This window comes from Chthoniobacterales bacterium (genome assembly GCA_036569045.1).
In the GTDB taxonomy this organism is placed as follows: Bacteria; Verrucomicrobiota; Verrucomicrobiia; order Chthoniobacterales; family JAATET01; genus JAATET01.
On sequence record DATCRI010000044.1, the window covers coordinates 1 to 20,611 of the forward strand.

17 protein-coding genes are annotated in these 20,611 nt (G+C 64.3%); 11 read left to right on the plus strand and 6 right to left on the minus strand.

The features are described from left to right. The 7 genes from VIM61_08525 to VIM61_08555 form a co-directional block, all read left to right on the plus strand. Positions 1–218: phosphoribosylanthranilate isomerase (locus VIM61_08525; protein ID HEY8900444.1), on the plus strand; the 218-nt coding region annotated here is incomplete at its 5' end. 53 nt (positions 219–271) lie between these two features. Then, positions 272–1,381: a 3-isopropylmalate dehydrogenase gene (gene leuB, locus VIM61_08530; protein ID HEY8900445.1), complete on the plus strand. Its 1,110-nt coding sequence runs from the start codon at positions 272–274 to the stop codon at positions 1,379–1,381. Positions 1,382–1,570: 189 nt separating this feature from the next. Beyond that, the gene (locus VIM61_08535) at positions 1,571–2,620 is read left to right on the plus strand and encodes a rod shape-determining protein (GenBank protein ID HEY8900446.1); all 1,050 of its coding nucleotides are present in this window, start codon (positions 1,571–1,573) and stop codon (positions 2,618–2,620) included. Between the two features lie 53 nt (positions 2,621–2,673). After that, entirely contained in the window at positions 2,674–3,495 is an 822-nt protein-coding gene (mreC, locus tag VIM61_08540; protein ID HEY8900447.1) for a rod shape-determining protein MreC, read from the plus strand. Next, positions 3,492–4,091 carry a hypothetical protein gene (locus VIM61_08545; GenBank protein HEY8900448.1) on the plus strand — a complete coding sequence of 200 codons (600 nt, stop codon included), beginning with the start codon at positions 3,492–3,494 and terminating at the stop codon, positions 4,089–4,091. Before mreC ends, VIM61_08545 begins: the two co-directional genes overlap by 4 nt. Before the next feature lie 11 nt (positions 4,092–4,102). Next, on the plus strand, positions 4,103–6,367 hold the full coding sequence (locus VIM61_08550; GenBank protein HEY8900449.1) for a penicillin-binding transpeptidase domain-containing protein: 2,265 nt from the start codon (positions 4,103–4,105) through the stop codon (positions 6,365–6,367). A 59-nt stretch (positions 6,368–6,426) separates the two neighbouring features. Then, complete coding sequence (locus VIM61_08555) at positions 6,427–8,016, plus strand: Rne/Rng family ribonuclease (protein ID HEY8900450.1); 1,590 nt, start codon at positions 6,427–6,429, stop codon at positions 8,014–8,016. Between the two features lie 43 nt (positions 8,017–8,059). Here the strand turns inward: VIM61_08555 and VIM61_08560 are convergent, their stop codons facing one another. From VIM61_08560 to VIM61_08580, 5 genes are all read right to left on the minus strand, one after another. Then, positions 8,060–8,524: a DUF192 domain-containing protein gene (locus VIM61_08560; protein HEY8900451.1), complete on the minus strand. Its 465-nt coding sequence runs from the start codon at positions 8,522–8,524 to the stop codon at positions 8,060–8,062. A 280-nt stretch (positions 8,525–8,804) separates the two neighbouring features. After that, positions 8,805–9,761: a glycosyltransferase family A protein gene (locus tag VIM61_08565; protein HEY8900452.1), complete on the minus strand. Its 957-nt coding sequence runs from the start codon at positions 9,759–9,761 to the stop codon at positions 8,805–8,807. 16 nt (positions 9,762–9,777) lie between these two features. Continuing rightward, positions 9,778–15,246 carry an excinuclease ABC subunit UvrA gene (gene uvrA, locus VIM61_08570; GenBank protein ID HEY8900453.1) on the minus strand — a complete coding sequence of 1,823 codons (5,469 nt, stop codon included), beginning with the start codon at positions 15,244–15,246 and terminating at the stop codon, positions 9,778–9,780. Between the two features lie 20 nt (positions 15,247–15,266). Continuing rightward, positions 15,267–15,593, minus strand: a complete 327-nt coding sequence (locus VIM61_08575; protein ID HEY8900454.1) for an HU family DNA-binding protein — start codon at positions 15,591–15,593, stop codon at positions 15,267–15,269. Between the two features lie 52 nt (positions 15,594–15,645). After that, positions 15,646–17,358 carry a 4-alpha-glucanotransferase gene (locus VIM61_08580; GenBank protein ID HEY8900455.1) on the minus strand — a complete coding sequence of 571 codons (1,713 nt, stop codon included), beginning with the start codon at positions 17,356–17,358 and terminating at the stop codon, positions 15,646–15,648. Positions 17,359–17,471: 113 nt separating this feature from the next. Between VIM61_08580 and VIM61_08585 the strand changes: the two genes are divergently transcribed. From VIM61_08585 to VIM61_08600, 4 genes are read left to right on the plus strand one after another with little or no spacing between them, the layout of a single operon-like run. Continuing rightward, positions 17,472–18,458 (plus strand): phospholipase D-like domain-containing protein, encoded by a 987-nt coding sequence (locus VIM61_08585; GenBank protein ID HEY8900456.1) that lies wholly within the window; start codon positions 17,472–17,474, stop codon positions 18,456–18,458. Beyond that, positions 18,451–19,032 carry a chromate transporter gene (locus tag VIM61_08590; protein ID HEY8900457.1) on the plus strand — a complete coding sequence of 194 codons (582 nt, stop codon included), beginning with the start codon at positions 18,451–18,453 and terminating at the stop codon, positions 19,030–19,032. Before VIM61_08585 ends, VIM61_08590 begins: the two co-directional genes overlap by 8 nt. Positions 19,033–19,034: 2 nt before the next feature. After that, positions 19,035–19,556 carry a chromate transporter gene (locus VIM61_08595; protein ID HEY8900458.1) on the plus strand — a complete coding sequence of 174 codons (522 nt, stop codon included), beginning with the start codon at positions 19,035–19,037 and terminating at the stop codon, positions 19,554–19,556. Positions 19,557–19,597: 41 nt separating this feature from the next. Continuing rightward, positions 19,598–19,816 (plus strand): hypothetical protein, encoded by a 219-nt coding sequence (locus VIM61_08600; protein HEY8900459.1) that lies wholly within the window; start codon positions 19,598–19,600, stop codon positions 19,814–19,816. Positions 19,817–19,823: 7 nt separating this feature from the next. On the opposite strand, the gene VIM61_08605 is transcribed toward VIM61_08600, so the two are convergent. Then, the coding region (locus VIM61_08605; GenBank protein ID HEY8900460.1) for a hypothetical protein at positions 19,824–20,611 on the minus strand (788 nt) is incomplete at its 5' end.

A 20,611-nucleotide genomic window follows, 5' to 3' on the forward strand; every position in this document is an offset into this window, starting at 1 on the left:
CCGTCGACCTGCCGCTGGCGGCGAGTTTCGTGGCGGCGCATCCCGATCGGCGCGTGATCCTCGCAGGCGGGTTGCGGCCGGAAACGGTCGGCGAGGCGGTGAAGATCGTGCGGCCGCAGGGCGTGGATGTCGCGAGCGGCGTCGAGGCTGCCGGCGATGCGCGCCGCAAGGATGCGGCCCGGGTGCGAGCCTTCGTCGAGGCCGCGCGCGGCGCCTGATTTCAGAATCGCGCTTCCCCGCGCGACGTGGTCCCGCTTAAATGCCCGGCGCAATGAGTGAGACTTTTCAAGTAGCGGTGCTGGCCGGCGACGGCATTGGCCCCGAAGTGATGGCCGAGGCCCGCCGGGTGCTCGACGTGGTGACGAGCAAGTTTGCGATTTCGATCGAGTTCACGGAGTGCCGCGTCGGCGGCATCGCCATCGATGTCGACGGGCACGCGCTGCCCGAGGCGACGCTGAAGGCATGCGAGGCGGCGGACGCGATTCTTTTCGGCTCCGTCGGCGGTCCGAAATGGGAGAGTCTTCCCGCGAACGAACAGCCCGAGCGTGCGGCGCTGCTGCCGCTGCGCAAGCATTTCGGCCTTTTTGCGAACCTTCGCCCCGGCGTCTGTCTGCCGGATCTCGCGCACGCGTCTCCGCTCCATCCGAGTATCGTGGATGGCGGCTTCGACGTGCTTTGCGTCCGCGAACTCACCGGCGGTCTCTATTTCGGCGAGCCGAAATACACGAAGCAGGAAGGCGGCGAATCCTTTGCGGTGGATACGATGATTTACTGGGAGAGCGAGATTCGGCGCATTGCGCGCGTCGCTTTCGAGGCGGCCCTCACCCGCGGAAAAAAAGTGACCTCGATCGACAAGGCGAACGTCCTGCAAAACGGCCTGCTTTGGCGCCGCATCGTGACGGAAACCGCGGCGGATTATCCCGATGTGTCGCTCAACCACCTCTACGTGGACAACGCCGCGATGCAGCTGGTGAAGAATCCGAAGCAGTTCGACGTGATCGTTGCCGAAAACATGTTTGGCGACATTCTGAGCGACGAGCTGGCGATGATCACCGGCTCCCTCGGCATGCTGCCCAGCGCGAGCCTCGGCGAAGCGACGGGCGCGCCGGGCGCCGTCTCCCGACGGTTTGGCATGTATGAGCCGAGCGGAGGCACCGCTCCGGACATCGCCGGCAAGGGCATCGCCAATCCCATCGCGCAGATCCTCTCCGCGGGCATGATGCTGCGTTATTCGCTCGGACGCGACGACGCGGCAGATGCCATCGACGCGGCGGTGCGAAAAGTCATCGCCGATGGCCTCCGCACGGGGGACATCTGGACCGAAGGACAGAAGAAGGTCGGCACCGCCGAAATGGGCAAGGCCATCGCCGCTGCGATCTGATTTTGGGCGATTTTCGGGGATCCACCGGTTTCGGGGCGGCAATCGCCTCCGGAGCCGTGTATTGCCTTGACGGAGCGATTTTTCGGTTCCTACTGTCGCGGATCAGTTTTTCTGGAGACAGAGCGCGCGTCGGGCGACTTGGTGCGTGCGCTGACTAATTGTGACATTCACCAACCCATTTTCAGGCAGATGTTTGATAAAATTCTCGGATTTCTCTCGCACGACATTGGCATCGATCTCGGCACGGCCAACACGCTCGTCTTTGTAAAGGACCACGGAATCGTGCTCCGCGAACCCTCGGTGGTCGCGGTCCATGCCGGCACGAACAAGGTGCTCGCCGTTGGCGATGAGGCCAAGCGCATGCTCGGCCGCACTCCCGGCAACATCGTCGCGATTCGCCCTCTCAAGGATGGCGTCATCGCCGATTTCGAGGTGACCGAGGCAATGCTTCGCCACTTCATCAGCAAGGTCCACAGTCGCAGTCGGATGCGCCGCCCGCGGGTGGTCATCGCCGTGCCGAGTGGAATTACCGAAGTCGAGAAGCGCGCCGTGCGCGAGAGTGCCATTCACGCGGGCGCCCGCGAGGTGCACCTCATCGAGGAGCCCATGGCCGCCGCGATCGGGGTCGGCCTGCCCGTGCAGGACGCCGCGGGTAACATGATCATCGACATCGGTGGCGGCACGACGGAAGTCGCGCTCATCTCGCTCTCGGGCATCGTTTTCAGCCGCAGCGTGCGCGTTGCCGGCGACGAACTCGACGAGGCCATCGCCCAATACATGAAGCGGGCCTACAACCTCATGATCGGTGAGCGCACCGCGGAGGAGATCAAGATCAAGATCGGCTCGGCCTACAAGCTCGAGAAGGAAGTCAGCATGGAAGTGAAAGGTCGCGATCTCGTGGCCGGCCTGCCGAAAACCATCACCATCACCTCGCAGGAAGTGCGCGAGGCCCTTATGGAACCCATTTCGACGATCGTCGATTCCGTGCGCATCACGCTCGAGCGCTGTCCGCCCGAGCTCTCCGCCGACCTCGTGGACCGCGGCCTCGTGCTGGCGGGCGGCGGCGCTCTGTTGCGCGGCCTCGATCGGTTGCTCGCCGAGGAAACCGGCCTGCCGGTGCACGTCGCGGAGGATCCTCTCAGCGCCGTCGCCGAAGGCACGGGCAAGGCGTTGCAGGAAATCAACTTGCTGCGTCGGGTCTCCTCCATGGACCGTCAGCACATCGCGACCTCGATCTAGTCTCGTTCGCCTGGACGTAGCGCCGTTCTCCGGGATGGCGATTCCTCGCACGCATGAAGAAAGTCAACATCCTCCTCGCGGTGATCGTCGTGTTGCTGGCGATCTTCCTGACCCTGCTGAGTTCGGGGTCCGCGCAGAAGGTCCAGCGGAGCGTGATGTCGGTATTGTCGCCGTTCCTGCGCACCGGCTCGGCAGTCCAGCAGGGGCTGGGCGCGATGGGGAAGGGACTCAAGACGCTCGACCAGCTCGAAGCGGATAACCGCCGCCTCGAGCGCGAGAACAAGGAGCTGCGCGCGACGAACATCATCCTTCGCGACATGGAGGCGGAGAACAACAAGCTGCGCGCCGCGATGGATTATCGCGAGCGATCGGTGTTCGGTCTCGTGCCCGCGCAGGTGATCACCCGTGACGCGTCCACCTGGTGGAATACCGTGACGATCAACCGCGGCTTCGAGGACGGCGTGGATGACGGCATGCAGGGCGGTCCGCCGATGACGGTGATCACGGATACCGGTCTCGTCGGCAAGGTGATGACTGCCGGAAAGAACGACGCGAAGATCGTTTTGATCACCGACGAGAACTGCAAGATCGGCGCCTACGTCGAGGGCACCCACGAGAAGGGAATCGTCAGTGGCGTGCGCGTGCAGGAGGGTGGCGCGGCCGAACTCCAGATGAGTTTTCTTTCCAAGAACGCGAACCTGCAACCCGGGCAGAAGGTTTACACGCAGGGCGTGGGCGCCGTCTTCCCCTCGGGATTGCTCATCGGAACGGTCAAGAGTTTCAAGCCGCGCGAACTGGATGGGCAGGCCATCCTCGAACCGGCGGTTGATTTTTCCACATTGGCCGATGTTTTCATCATCGCCGGGAAAAAATGAGGGACACGCTCGTCACCCTGGGCCTCGCGGTCGCGATCTTCGCGAGCTTTATCGTTCAGGAGTTCATCCCGCCCCTGCAGAGTGCGGAGGGCGCCCGCGTTCTCATCGCGCCGGCGCTGTTCTGTTACGGCGCCTGCGTCCTGCCCTTTCCGAGCATGCTCGTGCTGGCTCTCATCACGGGATTCCTCAGTGATTTTACCGCGCTGCAGATCGTGCATCGTTCGGTGGAGATGAGCGACTTCGACACGATCCAGACCGTCGCAGGCGCGGTTGAATTGTCGGCGGGGTGGTCTATCCTCCTCTTCGTGGCGTCCGGATTGATTTGCCAGGGTTTGCGGTCGCTCGTTTTGCGCGGCCACTGGTGGCTGCCGCCCTTGATGAGTGCGGTGACGACACTGGTTTACCTCGGGCTGCAATTCGGGATGATCACGATGCGGCGGTTCGATTCCGGCGGCCTGTTCTGGAGTGAAGCCGTGGCGTGGCGGATCGCCGCGCCGGCGGTGATTGCCCTTGGTCTGACGCTGGTCCTGATGCTCGGCAGTCTCCTCTTCGCAACCTTTGTCCCCGGCGACCGGCGATCGCTCCGGGAGTATTGAATGGTGCCGTCATGAAAAAAGGGGTTCCCACATTTCGCATCATCTTTCTCGCAGCGGTCATCGTCGGCGGCCTGGCGATCCTGATCAGCCGCCTCTGGTGGGTGCAGATTGTGCGTGGCGATTACTACCTCGCGAAGGTCAAGGGTGGTTCCCGGGTGACCGTGCGTCTGCCGGCCGTGCGCGGCGAGATCAAGGACCGCAATGGGGTTCCCCTCGTCGAAAATCGCGCCAGCTTCGAGGTGGACTTCTACCTGCCCGACATCGTTCGCGCTTACAAAAAGGAACACGGCAAGCCCCCGTTGCGCGACGTGAAATTTCGCCGCCGCGATCGCTACGGCAACCTGAGCGAGGTGCCCGAGGTCGATATCCCCAAGGTCGTCAACGACTCGGTGATCGAGCGGTTGACGGAACTCGGCGTGGCGGTGGATTACAACGCCGAGCAGCTTCAGACGCATTATCGCAACGAGGAACTGATTCCCTATCCGTATCGCCAGGATCTCGATTTCGACACGATGGCGAAGTTGATGGAGAACAACGTCGGTCTGCCGGGCCTGAAGGCCGAGGTGAAGCCCGTGCGCTATTATCCCTACGGCTCGCTGGCCGCCCACATCCTCGGCTACGTCGGCGCCCCGCGCGACATCGACAAGCAGCGCAAGGAGGAGGCCGAGGAGGGCAAGGATTACAATTTTTTCCAGCCCGACGTGGAGGGTAAGGCCCAGATCGAGAAGGCGATGGACAAGTATCTCCGCGGCAAGCCGGGCGTGCGGACGCTCCAGCGTGACGCGAAGAACCAGATCCTCGAGAACGACGCCCAGCTCGTTCCGCCGGAGAAAGGGGCCGATGTTTTCCTGACGATCGACGCCCGTCTCCAATACATCGTCGAGGAGACGTTGCGGGTCGCAGGACGCGCTGCCTGCGTCGTGGTCGACGTCAACAACGGCGACATTCTCGCGATGGCCTCGGTGCCTTCGTTCGATCCCAACAAGTTCGTTCCGTCGATCGCGGCCAAGGACTGGGTCGCCCTCACTTCCGACGAAACGTCGCCGCTGCTCAATCGCGCCATCAACGGCTACATTCCCGGTTCCACGTTCAAGGCGATCTCCGCGCTCGCCATCGAGCGCGCCAAGATCGGAGCCCAGCACTTCGAATGCGGTGGCGGAATGAGCTATGGCAACACCTTCATGAAATGCTGGATTTTCGGAAAAGGAAATCACGGCAGTCTCGATGTCGAGGGGGGCCTCAAGAATTCCTGCAACGGTTACTTCTTTCGCGCCGGCAATGTCGCGGGCATCGACCAGATCGACGAGATCGGCCACATGCTCGGTCTGGGGCAGCTGACCGGCATTCCGCTTTCCGGCGAAAGCCCCGGCATTCTCGACGGCCCCGAGCATCTGCGTTCGGTAAATCCGCAGGACAAATGGCGGCCCAGCCTCACGGCAAATGTCGCGATCGGGCAGGGCGCCGTGCTGGCCTCGCCGCTGCAGATGGCCATGGTCGCCGCGACGATCGCGAACGGCGGCACCTGTTATTACCCGCGAATCGTCGACCGGGTTGTCGAGGCGGATGGCACCGTCGATACGCCGGAGCCCGTGCGCGTGCGGTCGAATCTTCTCACCGACGCGGGCATGACCGCCGAACAGATCGAGCATGTGCGCCATGGCATGTGGCGCGTGGTCAACGAGGAAGGCGGCACGGCTCGCAAGGCTCGCATCGCGGGCTTCGAGGTGGCGGGCAAGACCGGCACGGCGCAGAACTGGCGCCTCGACTCGAAAGGCCGCAAGACGCAGGACAACAACACGCTCTTCATCGCATTCGCGCCCTACCAGAAGCCGAAATACGCGATCTGCGTGCTCATTCAGGGCGGCAAATCCGGCGGTGGAGTGCCAGCCCCGGTGGCGGCGAAGATTCTCGAACAGGCCTTTGCCATGGACAAGGGCGACCTCAAGGTCGATCTCGCCGCGCTCGAGCCCTCGAAGGGCAACTTCAAGTTCATCGAGTCCATCGATTTCGATCGCGACATCCCCGCCGCCGCGGCGGCCGATCAGGAGACGGTGGAAACCGTTGCTTCCGCCTCCGCCACGGTTCGCGACGTGGCCAGCGACACGGAGGAGCCGAGCATTCGCGCCGAGCCCGACAGCGAAGGGCGCGTGAAGCCGCAGCCGAAGGAGAAGAAGCGCGGCCTCCTCGACAATTTTTTCAACTTTGGTGGCAGCAAGAAGAAACCAAAACCGGAGCGCGAAGAGCGCAAGCCGGGTTGGAATCCCTTCCGCCGCTAGGATGAAACCCTCCGTCACCTTAACACCGCCCGCCCCGAGGGGATCGGGCTCACCAACGAATGATCGAAACTGTCAAACGCATACTAGGTCTGGGTCGCAAGCCCACGGGAACAAAACTGATCATCAGCTGCGAGAAGCTCGAGAAGCGCGTCGCGCTCCTCGAGAATAACCGGCTCGAGGAATACACGATCGAGCGCGAGACCGAGCGCAACATCGTGGGCGGCATCTACAAGGGCAAGGTCCGCAACATCGAGCACGGGCTGAAGGCGATGTTCGTCGACATCGGCTTCGAGAAGAACGCATTCCTTCATTTCTGGGATGCCATTCCCGCCGCGCTCGACAGCGGCATCGAGACCGTTTCCCGCGAGGGCAAGGGCGGCAAAGGCGGCGGCAAGAAAAAGCAGCCCATCACCGCCAAGGACATTCCGAATATCTATCCCGTCGGCTCCGATGTGATCGTGCAGGTCAGCAAGGGTCCGATCAGCAACAAGGGCCCTCGCATCACGACGAACATCAGCATGCCCGGGCGCTATCTCGTCCTCATGCCGTTTAACGACCAGTGCGGCATCTCGCGCAAGATCGACGATCCCAAGGAGCGTGACCGCCTGCGCAAGATCCTTCGCGAACTTGAGCTGCCCGATGGCATGGGCGTCATCATGCGCACCGCCGGCCAGGGGCAGCGCGCCCGCTATTTCGTGCGCGATCTTGGCATCCTGCTCGACCAGTGGGCCGAGATCGAGCGCGGCATGGAGGAGAAGCGCTCTCCGGCGGAACTTTTCCGCGAGCCCGATCTCATCGAGCGCTCGGTTCGCGATTTTCTCACCGACGAAGTGGATGAAGTGCTCGTCGACGACCTTCAGGCCTTCGAGCGCATGCAGGTGCTCGTGGAAAACATCTCCAAGCGGGCCAAGAAGCGCGTGCACCATTATGGCGGCGCGCAGCCGATCTTCGACTTCTTCGGCGTCCAGCCGCAGATCGACTCCGCATTCCATCGCCAGGTCTGGCTCCCGTGCGGGGGATATATCGTGATCGACGAGACCGAGGCCATGATCGCGATCGACGTGAACACCGGCCGCAACAAGGGCGCGAAGGACATGGAGAAGACCATCCTCACGACCAATCTCGAGGCCGCGGACGAGATTTCCCGCCAGCTTCGGCTGCGCAACATCGGGGGGCTCGTCGTCGCCGACTACATCGACATGAAGAGCCGGAAGGACCAGCAGGCTGTCTTCCAGCGCGTGAAGGACCGCCTCCAGCGTGACAAGGCGCGCACGCACGTGCTGCCGATTTCCGCGCTGGGCCTCATGGAAATGACCCGCCAGCGCGTGCAGGAGAGTCTCGCGAGTTCGCAGTTCGTGATTTGCCCGCATTGCAACGGCCGCGGCCGGGTAAAGAGCCCGATGACGATGAGCGTCGAGCTCCAGCGCTCGTTGCATTCCGTGATGAAGAAGCACTCGGCCGACGTGCACGAGATCAAGATCGCGGTGCATCCCGACCTTCTTGCGCGTCTGCGCGACGAGGACGAGGAACTCCTCATCGATATCGAGCGCCGCTACGCCGGCCGGCTGACGTTCCGTTCCGATCCGACCTTCCACCAGGAGAAGTTCGTCATTTCGAACGGCCTCACCGGCGTCGAACTGAAGCCCTGATTCCGATTTCGCGCGGGCGAGGCCAGCCGCCTTGCCCGCGTTCCTACTGCCGCGCAAGCGGCGGAAGGCCAGTCACCATCGAGCCTGGCAGGATTCCATTTTTCGAGAACCAGCCCTGCGGAACCTCGATGGCGTAGGCGATGGTGTCGAACTGGCTGGTCACCGCCCGTTCATCCTTCGGCTGGAGGTCGTGAATCTCCAGGATCATCCCGCTCGCATTCAGATAGGCGACGGAGAGTGGGATGATGGTGTTCTTCATCCAAAAACCCCTCCGCTGGGGGACGTTGAAGACGAACAGCATGGCCGTGCCGTCGGCCATCTCGGTGCGGAACATCATGCCCGTCTCGCGCTCGGTGTCGTCGTCGGCCACCTCCGTGGCGAGTTTCCGGTCGCCGATGGAGAGCGAGATCGTGGGCAGCTTCGGCTGGGGCTTGTCCGGAACCTGCGACAGGACCGTTCCGGAGAAAAGGAGAGACGCGAAAAGGAAACAGGCGACCGGTCGAAACATGCCCGTCTGTTAGCCGCTCCCTCCGTTTCGGGGCCAGCGGATTCTCTACGATGGACGGAGAATTCCGCGAGCGCGATCCCGTCATTGGACAAATCCGTCGATGGGGTTACGTTTTTCAGCAACCCCATGAAAACGAATCGAAACACCCGGGCCAAGGCCGTCGACGTCACTGCAGGAATCACTTTCGCAGGCCTTCTCGTCGGGCTCGGCACAGCGGCGGGACTGCTCGTTTTGCGATTTTTTTAGTCGCTGACTCGAGCGCTTTCCCGGACCGTCGCGGTCAGCGGGAGAGGGGCGTGACTCGGAGCAGATCGCCGAAGATTTGGGCGACGGTTGCGGGAGCCGTGCGGATTCGCGACTTCAGGTCGTTGATGAGCGTGGGTGGCTCGCCCATGTAGACGCGGCTGATCAATTCGTCATGGTAGGGCGAAATTCGCGAGGAGACGGAATCGGTAATCGGACCGCAGTCCTCGCCGGGTTGTTGAAGCCGACGCAGCGCGAGCGGCGTGTGGGTGTGATCGACGCCGAATCCCAGATTCTCGATGAGGTTGCGGGTGGGAACGATGGCGCGGCCGCCGAGGGAGCGACAGGTGTAGTGCCAGGAATAGTCCCACGTGTTGGCGCGCGCGAGTTCGCGACGGGCGCGGTCGAGCGTCGGCAGCCAGTAGCGGCGTTCCCAGGAGCTGGCGAAGCTCGCGCGAAGAGTGGGCAGGCGCTCGGTCCACGAATCCATCGTGAAGTCGTAGTGCTGCCACGCGCGGCGCCACGTGGCCCAGCCCCAGACCCACGCGTGCCGGCTGAACCAGGCTTTCGTCCCTGATTTCATGCGGGATGCGGCGAGATTCGTGCCGGCGACGTGCATCACGCGGGCGTCGTCGCGGTAGCGGGCGAGCATCTCGTCGCAAAACGAGAAGAAGCTCGGGTGGGGCAGGCAGTCGTCCTCGAGAATGATGGCTTCCTCGATGTGTCCGAATGCCCAGTCGAGGCCGCTGGAAACCCGTCGGCCGCACCCAAGGTTCTCCTCCGCTTCATCTCGGAGAACCTCGCACGGCCAGTCGATTCCGGTGTCGATCTGAGAGCGGACTGCGGCAACTTTGGCGGCGTCTTCCGGGTGGTCGGGTCGCGGACCGTCCGCGACGACGAGCAGCCGCGGTGGTTGGGCGGCCCGGATTCGGTCAAGGACCCGGGCGGTGAGTTCCGGGCGGTTGAAGACGAGAAAGATGACGGCGGAGCGCATCGATGGCGCGTCGATGTTACCGTTTCAGGGCCTCGGCGAGGAAGGGCGCGGTGCGGCTCCTTTTGGATTTGGCGACCTGCTCGGGCGTGCCCGCCGCGACGACCTGGCCGCCGGCTTCGCCGGCCTCGGGACCGATGTCGATCACGTAATCGGCCTCCGCGACGACGTCGAGGTGATGCTCGATCACGACAACGGTGCCGCCTTCCTCGACGAGGCGGTGGAGGACGGCGATCAGGTTTGCCACGTCGGCGGTGTGCAGGCCGATGGTCGGCTCCTCGAGCACGTAGAGCGTGGATTTTCCGACGCGGGTGGTGCGGATCACCTCGGCCTTCGCGGTGCTGCGTCGGGCGAGCTGGGTGACGAGCTTGATGCGCTGGGCCTCGCCGCCGCTGAGCGTGGGGCTGGGCTGGCCGAGCGTGAGGTAGCCGAGGCCGGTTTCGACAAGAAGATCGAGCGAGCGCTTGATCTTGGGATTCGCGGCGAAGAATTCCGCGGCCTGCTCGACGGGCATGGCCATGACGTCGCCGATCGACTTCTCGTTGTATTTCACTTCGAGCGTCGGCGGGTTGTAGCGTTTGCCCCCGCACTCCTCGCAGGGCATGTAGGTCGTCGGCAGAAAGTTCATCTCGAGCTTAATGACGCCCTGGCCCATGCAGTTCTCGCAGCGGCCGCCCTCGTTGTTGAACGAGAACCGGCTCGACGTGTAGCCGCGGACGCGTGACTCGGGAATCTGCGCGAAGACGTTGCGAATCTCGTCGAGGACCTTGATGTAGGTCGCGGGCGTGGAGCGCGACGTCTTGCCGATGGGCGACTGATCGACCTCGAGCACGGCGCCGAGCTGCTCGAGACCGGTGATCGCGATGAAGTCGGTGGAGATCGACTTGCTCTTCGACTTGCGCGTGAGGCCGTCGCGGACGGCGGGCACGAGCACGCCGCGGACGAGGGTGCTCTTGCCGGAGCCGGAAATGCCGGACACGACGGTGAGGCGATTGATCGGGATTTTGACGTCCACGCCCTGGAGGTTGTGAAGCGTGGCACCGGTGAGCTCGATCCAGCCGGGTGCGGTCTTGAGATCGCGACGCTTGCCGGAGAGCGGATGCGTCATCGGGGAGCGGAGGTATTTCGCGGTGAGCGATTCCTCGTGCTTCATCACGGTCGCGACGCTGCCTTGCGAAACGATTTGCCCGCCGTTGCGGCCGGCGCGCGGGCCGAGGTCGATGAGGTGGTCGGCGCGACGCATGGTGTCCTCGTCGTGCTCGACGATCACGAGCGAGTTGCCCTTCTTCGAGAGCTGGACGAGGGCGTCGAGCAGGCGGTCGTTGTCGCGCGGATGCAGGCCGATCGTTGGTTCGTCGAGCACGTAGAGCACGCCGCGAAGATTGCTGCCGAGCTGCGCGGCGAGGCGGATGCGCTGCGACTCGCCGCCGGAGAGCGTCTTCGACGAGCGGTCGAGGCTGAGGTAGTCGAGGCCGACTTCGCTGAGGAATTTCAGGCGCTGCTCGATCTCGGCGACGACATCGATCGCGATGGGTTTTTCGGTGGCGGTGAAGCGGAGCTTCCGGATGCGCTCGAGGCCGCGGGCGGCGGACGCGGCGGTGAAGTCGGTGATCGGGTGGCCCTTCACGCGGACGGCGCGGGCGTTCACGTTGATCCGCGCGCCGAGGCAGAGGGCGCACGTTTCGGATTCACCCTCCTCGAGGTCCTCGAATTTTTTCTCTTCTGCGAGGTCGGCCTCGAGCTGGCTGTCGAATTCCTCGGACTTCTCGGTGTGGCGCCAGACCTCGCCGAAGCCGCGGCAATGCTCGCACCAGCCGTGCGGCGAGTTGAACGAGAACATGCGCGGGTCGAGCTCCTCGAAGGCGCGCTCGCAACTCGGGCAGTTCATCGCCGTGCTGAGGATGTGCGACTTCTTCTTCGCGTCGACGATGCGCGCGGTGCCCTTTCCGGCGGTGACCGCGGCGCGGACGAGCTTCGGAATCTCGGTCGCGTTCGCGGCGGAAATTTCGCCAAGGTAGACGTCGATCGTGTGTTCCTTGAAGCGCTCGAGTTTCTGGAAGGTGTCGACGGGCGTGAGTTTGCCGTCCACGAGCAGCGTCGTGTAGCCCTGGCGCGCTGCCCAGCGGGCGACCTCGGTGTGGAAGCCCTTGCGGGCCTTCACGAGCGGGGCGAAGAGCCTGACCGGGCCTTTCGCGACGAGCGCCTCGACGTGACTGATGATCGCGCTGACGGTCTGCGTCTCCACGGGCACGTCGCAGTCCGGACAATATTGCGTGCCGAGCTTCGAGAAGAGCAGGCGGAGGAAGTGGTAGACCTCGGTGACGGTGGCGACGGTGGACTTGCCGCCGCCGCGGGTGACGCGCTGTTCGATCGCGACGCTGGGCGGCAGGCCCTCGATGGAATCGACCTCGGGTTTCTCGAGCTGATCGACGAACTGCCGCGCGTAGGGCGACATGCTGTCGAGGAACCGGCGCTGGCCCTCGGCGAAGAGGATGTCGAACGCGAGCGTGGACTTGCCCGAGCCACTCATGCCGGTGATGACGACGACCTTGTCGCGTGGAATGTCGATCGAGATGTTCTTGAGGTTGTGCTCGCGGGCGCCGCGAATGCTGATCGCCTCCTTCGCGGCGGCGCCGTTCCTGAGGGCGAGCTGGTAGCTGAGCGGCGCCTCCTCGACGCGGCCGACGGCGCCCTTGAGCGCCTCGGCGAGGAAGCGGCCGGTGTGGGACTCCGCGACCTGCGCGACCTGCTCGGGGGTGCCCTCGGCGATGAGGAGGCCGCCTTCGTCGCCGGCGTCGGGGCCAAGGTCGACGATCCAGTCGGCGGATTTGATGACCTCGAGGTTGTGCTCGATGACGATGAGGCTGTTGCCTTCGTCGACAAGGCGCTGGAAGACCTGGAGGAGCTGCGCGACATCGTCGATGTGCAGGCCGGTGGTGGGCTCGTCGAAGATGAGCAGCGCCTCGGTGCCGCGCTTCTCGACGAGGTGGTTCACCAGTTTCAGGCGCTGGGATTCACCGCCGGAGAGAATGTTCAGCGGCTGGCCGAGGCGCAGGTATTCGAGGCCGACATCGGCCATGAGCTGGAGCGGGCGGGTGATCTCGTCTTTGCGTTCCTTGCCCGTGAAGAACTCGATCGCCTCGCGGACGGTCATTTCCAGCACGTCGTGAATCGACTTGTCGGCGATCTGGATCTTGAGGACGTGCGCCTGGTAGCGCCGGCCTTCGCACTCGGGGCAGCGGAGGAAGAGGTCGCTGAGGAACTGCATCTCGACCTTCTCGAAGCCGAGGCCGGCGCAGCGTTCGCAGCGGCCATTGCCGGAATTGAACGAGAACGAGCTGGCGGTGAGGCCGGCGGAGGTGGCGTCGTCCGTGGCCGCGAAGAGCGCGCGGATGCCGTCGAACGCGCCGATGTAAACGGCGGGCGTCGAGCGCGGGCTGCGCGCGATGGACGACTGGTCGACCATCACGATCTCCTCGATGTCCTCGCCGCCATCGATGCCGGCGACGCGGCCGGCGGGATCAAGGTCGTCGCCCTCGCTGCCGACGAGGTTCTTGTAGAGGACGTTGTGGATGAGCGTGGACTTGCCGGAGCCGGAGACGCCGGTGACGCAGCAGAACACGCCGAGCGGAATGCGGACGTCGAGGTCGTGCAGGTTGTGATGCTCGATGCCGGTGAGTTCGATGAATTCCAGGGGCTCGCGGCGATCCTCGGGAATCGGGATCGATTTCCTGCCGTGGAGATACGCGCCGGTGAGGGTATCGCTCCCGAGTTCCGCGAGCGGGCCGCTGTAGGTGAGCTCGCCGCCAAGGTTGCCACGGCCGGGGCCGATGTCCACGAGATGGTCGGCGGCGCGCATGATGGCCTCCTCGTGCTCGACGACGAGGAGGGTGTTTCCCTTGTCGCGGAGCGCGCGCATGACGGCGAGCAGCCGCTGGGTGTCGCGCGGATGCAGGCCGACGCTGGGTTCGTCCATGACGAAGAGCGCGTTCACGAGCGACGCGCCGAGGCAGGTCGTGAGGTTGACGCGGGCGATTTCGCCGCCGCTGAGCGTGCGGGTGGGGCGATCGAGCGAGAGGTAGCCGAGGCCGACGGATTCCAGGTAGCGGAGGCGGGAGGCGATCTGCTCGCGCACGAGCACGGCGCTGGCGTCGCCGGGCGGCATATCGGTGGCGTCGAAGATTTCTCCGAGCCGCTTCACCGGCAGGGCGGCGAGTTCGGGAAGCGTGAGGTGCGCGGGTTCGAGGCGGAAGTTCAGCGTCTCGGGCTGGAACCGCCCGCCGTTGCACGTTGGGCATGGCTGGTAGCTGCGGTAGCGCGAGAGCAGCACGCGGATGTGCATCTTGTAGGTGCGCGCCTCGAGCCAGGCAAAGTAACCCTTCACGCCATACCAGCCGTCGGATTCCGCGAGATCGTCGGAGCTGAGGTCGACGCTGGCGTCGCCGTCGATCACCCAGCGCTGGTCCGCTTCGGGCAGGTCGCGGAAAGGCGCGTAGACGTCGATGTCGCGGCGATCGGCGGCCTTCATGAGGTCGGCCTGGCATTCGCGCGAGTGGCCGCTTTGGAAGGGCTTGATGACGCCGTCCGCGAGGCTGAGCGAGGGATCGGGCATCACCCGGGCGTAGTCGATGCCGATGATGCGACCGAAGCCGCGGCAATCCGGGCAGGCGCCGAGCGGGTTGTTGAACGTGAACAGGCCGGGCGACGGCGGGCGGATCGAAATGTCGCAGTGCGCGCAATGCCAGCCCGAGGAATACGGGGTCTGCGTCCTCGATCTGGCGTCGAGAATTTCCAGTTTCCCCTGGCCGAGGCGGAGAGCGTGCTCGATGGCCTCGCTGAGGCGGGCAAGGTTTGCGTCGGTGACTTCGAGGCGATCCTGGATGACGGGGATGATGCCCGGCAGCGCGGCGCGGGTGGGCGGTTCGTCGGTGCGGACGATCTCGCCGTAGAGCAGCACGCGGAGGAAGCCCTGCTGCTGGAGAAACGCGTAGAAATCGGCCGGCGCGGTGCCGGCGGGGACGGGCACGCCGAAGGTGACGAGCACGGACTGGCCGGCGAAGTCGCGCATCACGTGCGTGACGATGGATTGCGCCGTCTCGGGCCGCACCGGGCGGGCGCAGCTCGGGCACGTCGCCTTTGCGGTGCGCGAGAAGAAGAGCTTCAGGTAGTCGTTGATCTCGGTGATCGTGCCGACGGTCGAGCGGGTCGAGCGGACGTTGTTCGACTGCTCGATGGCGATGGCGGGCGGGATGCCCTCGATGGATTCGGCCTGCGGCTTGTCCATGCGGTCGAGGAATTGCCGCGTGTAGGGGCTGAACGTCTCGACGTAGCGGCGCTGGCCCTCGGCGTAAATCGTGTCGAACGCGAGGCTGGATTTTCCCGAGCCACTGGGGCCGGTGACGACGATGAACCGGCCCAGCGGCAGGTCGAGGTCGATTCCCTTGAGGTTGTTTTGGCGGGCGCCGCGAACGCGGATGAACTTCGACACGCGTTACTCTACGACACGAATCAAGCGGCGGAAGCAGTTTCCGGCTTCATGCCGTCGGTGCGCATGAGCACGCGCTGCCGCATGATCTTGCCCGCCTTGAATTTCACGGTGGCGCGGGCGGGGATGACGACGTCTTTTTCGGGTTTGTTGGGGTTGCGGCCCACGCGGGATTTCGTGAGGCGCACTTCGAAGACGCCAAAGTTGCGCAACTCGACGTTCTGACCCTCGGCCAGTGCGTCGGTGATGTAATCGAGCGTCTTCTGCAGGACGTCGAAGACATCCTGCTGCACGAGCCCGGTTTCATTGCTGATTCGGACGACCAGATCCCTTTTCGTCAAATTTCCCATATCTGCACCTTGTTCGGGAGTCAGAGAGCAGAAATCGGACCTGCCGGCAAACTCATTTCAATATGCGGCCGGTTTGCGCAAGGATTTGATGGAGAATCTCTAATTGGGGGGCGTGGTTTTTGTCGAGTTCCGCCGAAACGGTCGTCAGACGCGCGGTCCAGTTCTGGTCGCCGATCGCGCCGGGCACGTTGAAGCGGTCTTCGGTGCCCAGAATGTCGGTGATCATGGGGATCGCGAGCCAGGAGTTCGAGGCCATGAGGCCGCGCATCGTGATGGCGAGCAGCGCGTCGTCGAAGGGCCGGGGCTCCATCGGCTTCTCGCCGCAGAAGACGAGCAGGGCGTTCATTTCCTCCCGGGCGCGGTTGCGTTCCCATTCCCCCGGCGACCGGGTGAGGGCGAACCAGGCATTCCAAAAGGTGTGGACGGGCGGGTGATCGTGGGTGGCGTAGGTCGCGAGCGAGAGGCGGGCGTAATCCTTTCCCGGAGTCAGGTTCGGTGCGCCATCGTAGGGGCGCTCCCACTGGGGAATCTTGAATCCGGGGACCTCGAGGCGCTCGAGAACGGGACGGACGTAGGGCGGCACGGTGCCGAGATCCTCCGCGATGAGTCTCGGGGCTTCGATTTCCTCGAGGAAAATGCGGTAGAGAATCTCGCCGTGGCGGCAGTTCGCCTCGCAGTTTTCCGGCGTGGAGTCGTCGCGCGGCATGAACCCGGGCAGAAGGCCCCCGGTGAGGGCCTTCGCCTGCTCCTCGGTGAGATCGAGGAATTCGGCGTTGCGTTGCGGCGGCCAGGGAAAGCTGTAGATGCGGAAAAATCCGAGCGCGTGATCGACGCGAATGAGGTCGAACAGCGCGACCATTGCGCGCAGGCGACGGCGCCACCACGCGAAGTTATCCCGCGACATGGCCTGCCAGTCGTAAAGCGGGAAGCCCCAGTTCTGGCCCCATTTCGCGGTGAAGGGATCGCTGGCGAAGACGCCCTCCGGCGGCGCGCCGCACGAGCGGGTGAGGTCGAAGACTTCCGGCTCGCTCCAGACGTCCGCACTGTAAACGCTCACGCCGACCGGCACGTCGCCCATGAGCGAGACGCCGAGTTTCGCGCAAAAATCCCGCGCGGCGGTCCACTGCGAGAAGGCGATCCATTGCACGTAGCTGTGGAAGTCGACGAGGCGCTCGACCTCGGCGCGGAGATCGTCGGATTGCGCCTCCAGCCAGGCTGTTGCGCCGGGCAGGGTGCGCTGTTCCTCGGGCCAGAGCTCGAAGACCTCGGACTCGTCGTGCAAGGTGACGAGCGCGCGGAAGAACGCGTAGGGGGCCAGCCATTCCTCGTGTTCGGAGACAAATTCGTCGAAGGCGGCGACGCGGTCGGCGTCGGATTTCTCGCGGAAATTCGTGTGCGCGGCGGCGAGCAGGGCGCGCTTGAGTTTCTTCACCTCGGCGTAGCGCACGGAACCGGCCCGGAGCGTCTCGAGATCGAACTCGGCGGTGATGCTCTTGAAATCGCGCTTCCGCAGATCGGGCAATTCGTCGGGAAAAGTCGCGATGGTCGTCGGGTCGAGCGCCATCGAGCTGATGATGTTGTAGGGGCTGTTGTCCGCGCCGGATTCGTTCACCGGGAGGATCTGCACGACCCGCAATCCGTGGCCGGCGGCCCATGTGGCAAACTCGCGGAGGGCCAGAGTGTCGCCGACCCCGAGATCCTGGGAGCCACGAAGGGCAAAAACGGGTGCGAGAACGCCAGCAATGCGGTGGTCGGGATGCAGCACGGTTGGTTACCTAGCCGGAACCCATTCCGTCGGCAAGGGCGGAGCCCATATCAGAGAAAATCCCGCTTTCCGGCTTTGCGTTTCCGCCGGCCTGCGAGAATATTTCGCCTCGCATGTCGAAACATCGCCACCTGATCGTTCAGCCGGACGACGGCACCGCCCCGGTCATTGCCTTTATCACCCGAGCTCGCGAGTCGTTGCTCATCAAGCAGTTCACGTTCACCGAGCCGGAGATTCAGCAGGCGGTGATCGATCGCCACAAGGCCGGCGTGGCCGTGCGCGTGATGTTGAATGCGCAGCGCTCGTCGGGCACCCGCGCCAACGACGAGACGTTCGAGCTGCTCAAGGCGGCCGGCGTGCCCGTGCAGTGGAGCAGTCCGCATTTTGTCGTCACGCACGAGAAGTCGATCGTCGTGGACGAGAAGGTGGCGCTCATTGCGACCTTCAACCTCTGCGAGAAATATTTCACTCTCACGCGCGATTACGGCGTGATCGTCGACCTGCCGTCGAAGGTCGCGCAGGTCGTCGAGGGCTTCAATGCCGACTGGGAGCATCGCAAATGGCTGCCGGACGAGGATACCGGCCTGCTGTGGAGCAATAACAACTCGCGGCTGCTCATGTCGGAGTTCATCGATCGCGCGGAGAAGACGCTCGAGATCCAGCACCCGAAATTTGTCGACGCGACCGTCACCGAGCGCATCGCCGCGGCGGCCCAGCGCGGCGTGCACGTGCGCGTGCTCTGCGGCGGCAAGCACGGCATCAGCGAATGGGACATTCTCGACACGTTTTCCTCGCTGCGCCTGCTCCATTACATGGGCGTGAAGGTGCACAAGCAGAAGAACCTCCGGCTCCACGCAAAGCTCATCATCGTCGATGGCGAGCATGCGCTGGTCGGGTCGATGAACATCGATCGCAGCGCTTTCGACCTGCGGCGCGAGCTCGGAACGACAATCGCGGATATCGAGATCATCGAGCAACTTTCGACCGTCTTCGAGGACGACTGGGACCACTCGCACCGCTACGAGACGCCGGATCCGCTGCAGGCGCTGCATCATCACGAGGACGACTTCCCGCACGATCCCGACCTGCACCATGAGTGAGGAGGCGTCTGCGCCCGATGCCATCAAGCCACCGGGGCTGCTCGAGCTGGCGCTGACGTTCAACAAGATCGCGATCGCGAGCTTCGGCGGCGGGCTTTCGGCCTGGTCGCGCGAGGTGGTGGTGGTCGAGCGGAAATGGATGACGGAGGAGGAATTCCTCAGCGCGCTCACGATCTGCCGGATCCTGCCCGGGGCGAATCAGGTGAATCTCGCCGTCTTCGTGGGGGTGAAATTTCACGGCATCCTCGGCGCGATCGCGGCCACGATCGGGCTGACCTTCGTGCCGGTGCTCATCGTGCTCGGGATGGGCTGGTTTTACTTCACCTACAGCAAGGTGCCGGCGATGAAATCCATTCTGCACGGCATGACCGCGGCTGCGGTGGCGATGACGCTGTCGATGGCCTTCAAGACGGGTAGGAAATGCCTGGGGTCGCCGGTGGCCATCGGGCTCTTCCTCGCGATTTTTGTGCTGAGCGCGATCCTGCGATTTCCGCTCTGGGCTTCGCTGGCGATCTGCGGCCCGATCGCGCTGTGGTGGGGCTGGCCGCGCGCCCGTGCAAAGGAGGCGGCATGAGCGTGAATACGCTACTGCGGCTGATCCTGGTCTTCGGCTCGCTCTCGGCCCTCTCGATCGGCGGCGGCAACACCGTGCTGCCGCAGATGCACTTGGATGCGGTGCGGAATTACCACTGGATCACCGATCGGCAGTTTGCGGATCTCTTCGCGATCTCGCAGGCGGCGCCGGGGCCGAGCATTCTCATCGTCACGCTGATCGGCTACGCCGCGGCGGGCTGGGGCGGCGCGCTGGTGGCCACGATCGCGATGATCGTGCCGGCGGGCGCGCTGGTCTATTTCGCGGCGCGATTCTGGAACAGCGCGAAGGAAGCCGCGTGGCGGCACGCCGTCGAGAAGGGCTTTGCGCCGCTCACGGTCGGCCTCGTGCTCGCGAGCGGCGTGATCGTCGCGAAATCGGCGGACCACGGCTATCGCCAGTGGGCGCTCACGGCGGTGGCGACGGTAATTTTCACCTGCACGAAGACGAATCCCCTGATTGTCGTGGGCGTGGCGGGAGTGCTCGGCTGGCTCGGCTGGGTTTGATACGACCGCCCGGTGGTGCGGGTGCGAATTCCTTCCGAAATATGCTCAAGACCATCGGAATCATTCTTGTCGTGATCGGAATCGGCGTGCTTGTCGTGCCCAGCATCTCGTTCACCAAAAAGGAAAAGGTCCTCGACCTCGGCCCGATTCAGGCCACCGCGGAGAAGAAGGAGACGATCCCGCTTTCCCCGATCCTCGGCGTATCGGCTCTCGTGGTCGGCGCGGGATTGCTCGTGGTCGGCGCGACGAAAAAGGCCTGATCGACGCTCAGCGCGCACCGGGCAGCCGGTAGATCGTGAAGTTTTCCGCCCGCGCCTCGATCGGCAGTTCGAGTGCCCAGCGTTTGCGGGAATCGGGGTAGCGCGCTTCTTCGGGAGCGCCCCAGAAGAGGTAGCTCACGCCGAGGCGCTTCGCGTTTTCCTGCCAGCCAGGGCCGGCATTCATGAGGTTGTCGAGCTCGGCCATCTTTGGCTGGTAATTCAGGCCGTGACTCCAAAGGTGGCCGTCGTAACCGAGGGCGACCTTGCGGCCGAGCAGGATGAGCGGGTGCCAGAACTCCGGTGCGCAGGCGAAGCGCTCCTCGGCCGGAACCTGCGCTGCCGCGCTGGCGGTCGCATTGACGAGTGGGAGGTCCACGAGTTTGTAGCCGTGGCGGCCGTCGAGTCCCGCCGTGAGCGAGAGGGCGCCGGTGAAGAAGAGGGCAAGGCAAAGGACGGCTCGCGGCACGAGGGGAACGGGCTTCAGGATCACCGTCCAGATGCCCGGGGCGACGGCAAGCCAGCACCAGAGCAGGATTTTCGTGTTGTCCCACGGCCAGACGGCGAAGGAGACGAAGGCGCACACGACAAACATCGCGATCGCGGGCAGGACGAGGGCGAGTTGCTCACGGGCCCGCCGGATGGAGGCGACGACGACGAGCGCGATGGCCAGCAGAAGATAGATGCCGAAGTTCGACAGCCAGAACCAGACGATGGCCGCCACGCTGCGGGCGTCGTGCATCCAGGGCGGTTGCAGCCAGCCGGCGAGCCAGTGGACGCCGCCGGTCGCCGCGAACC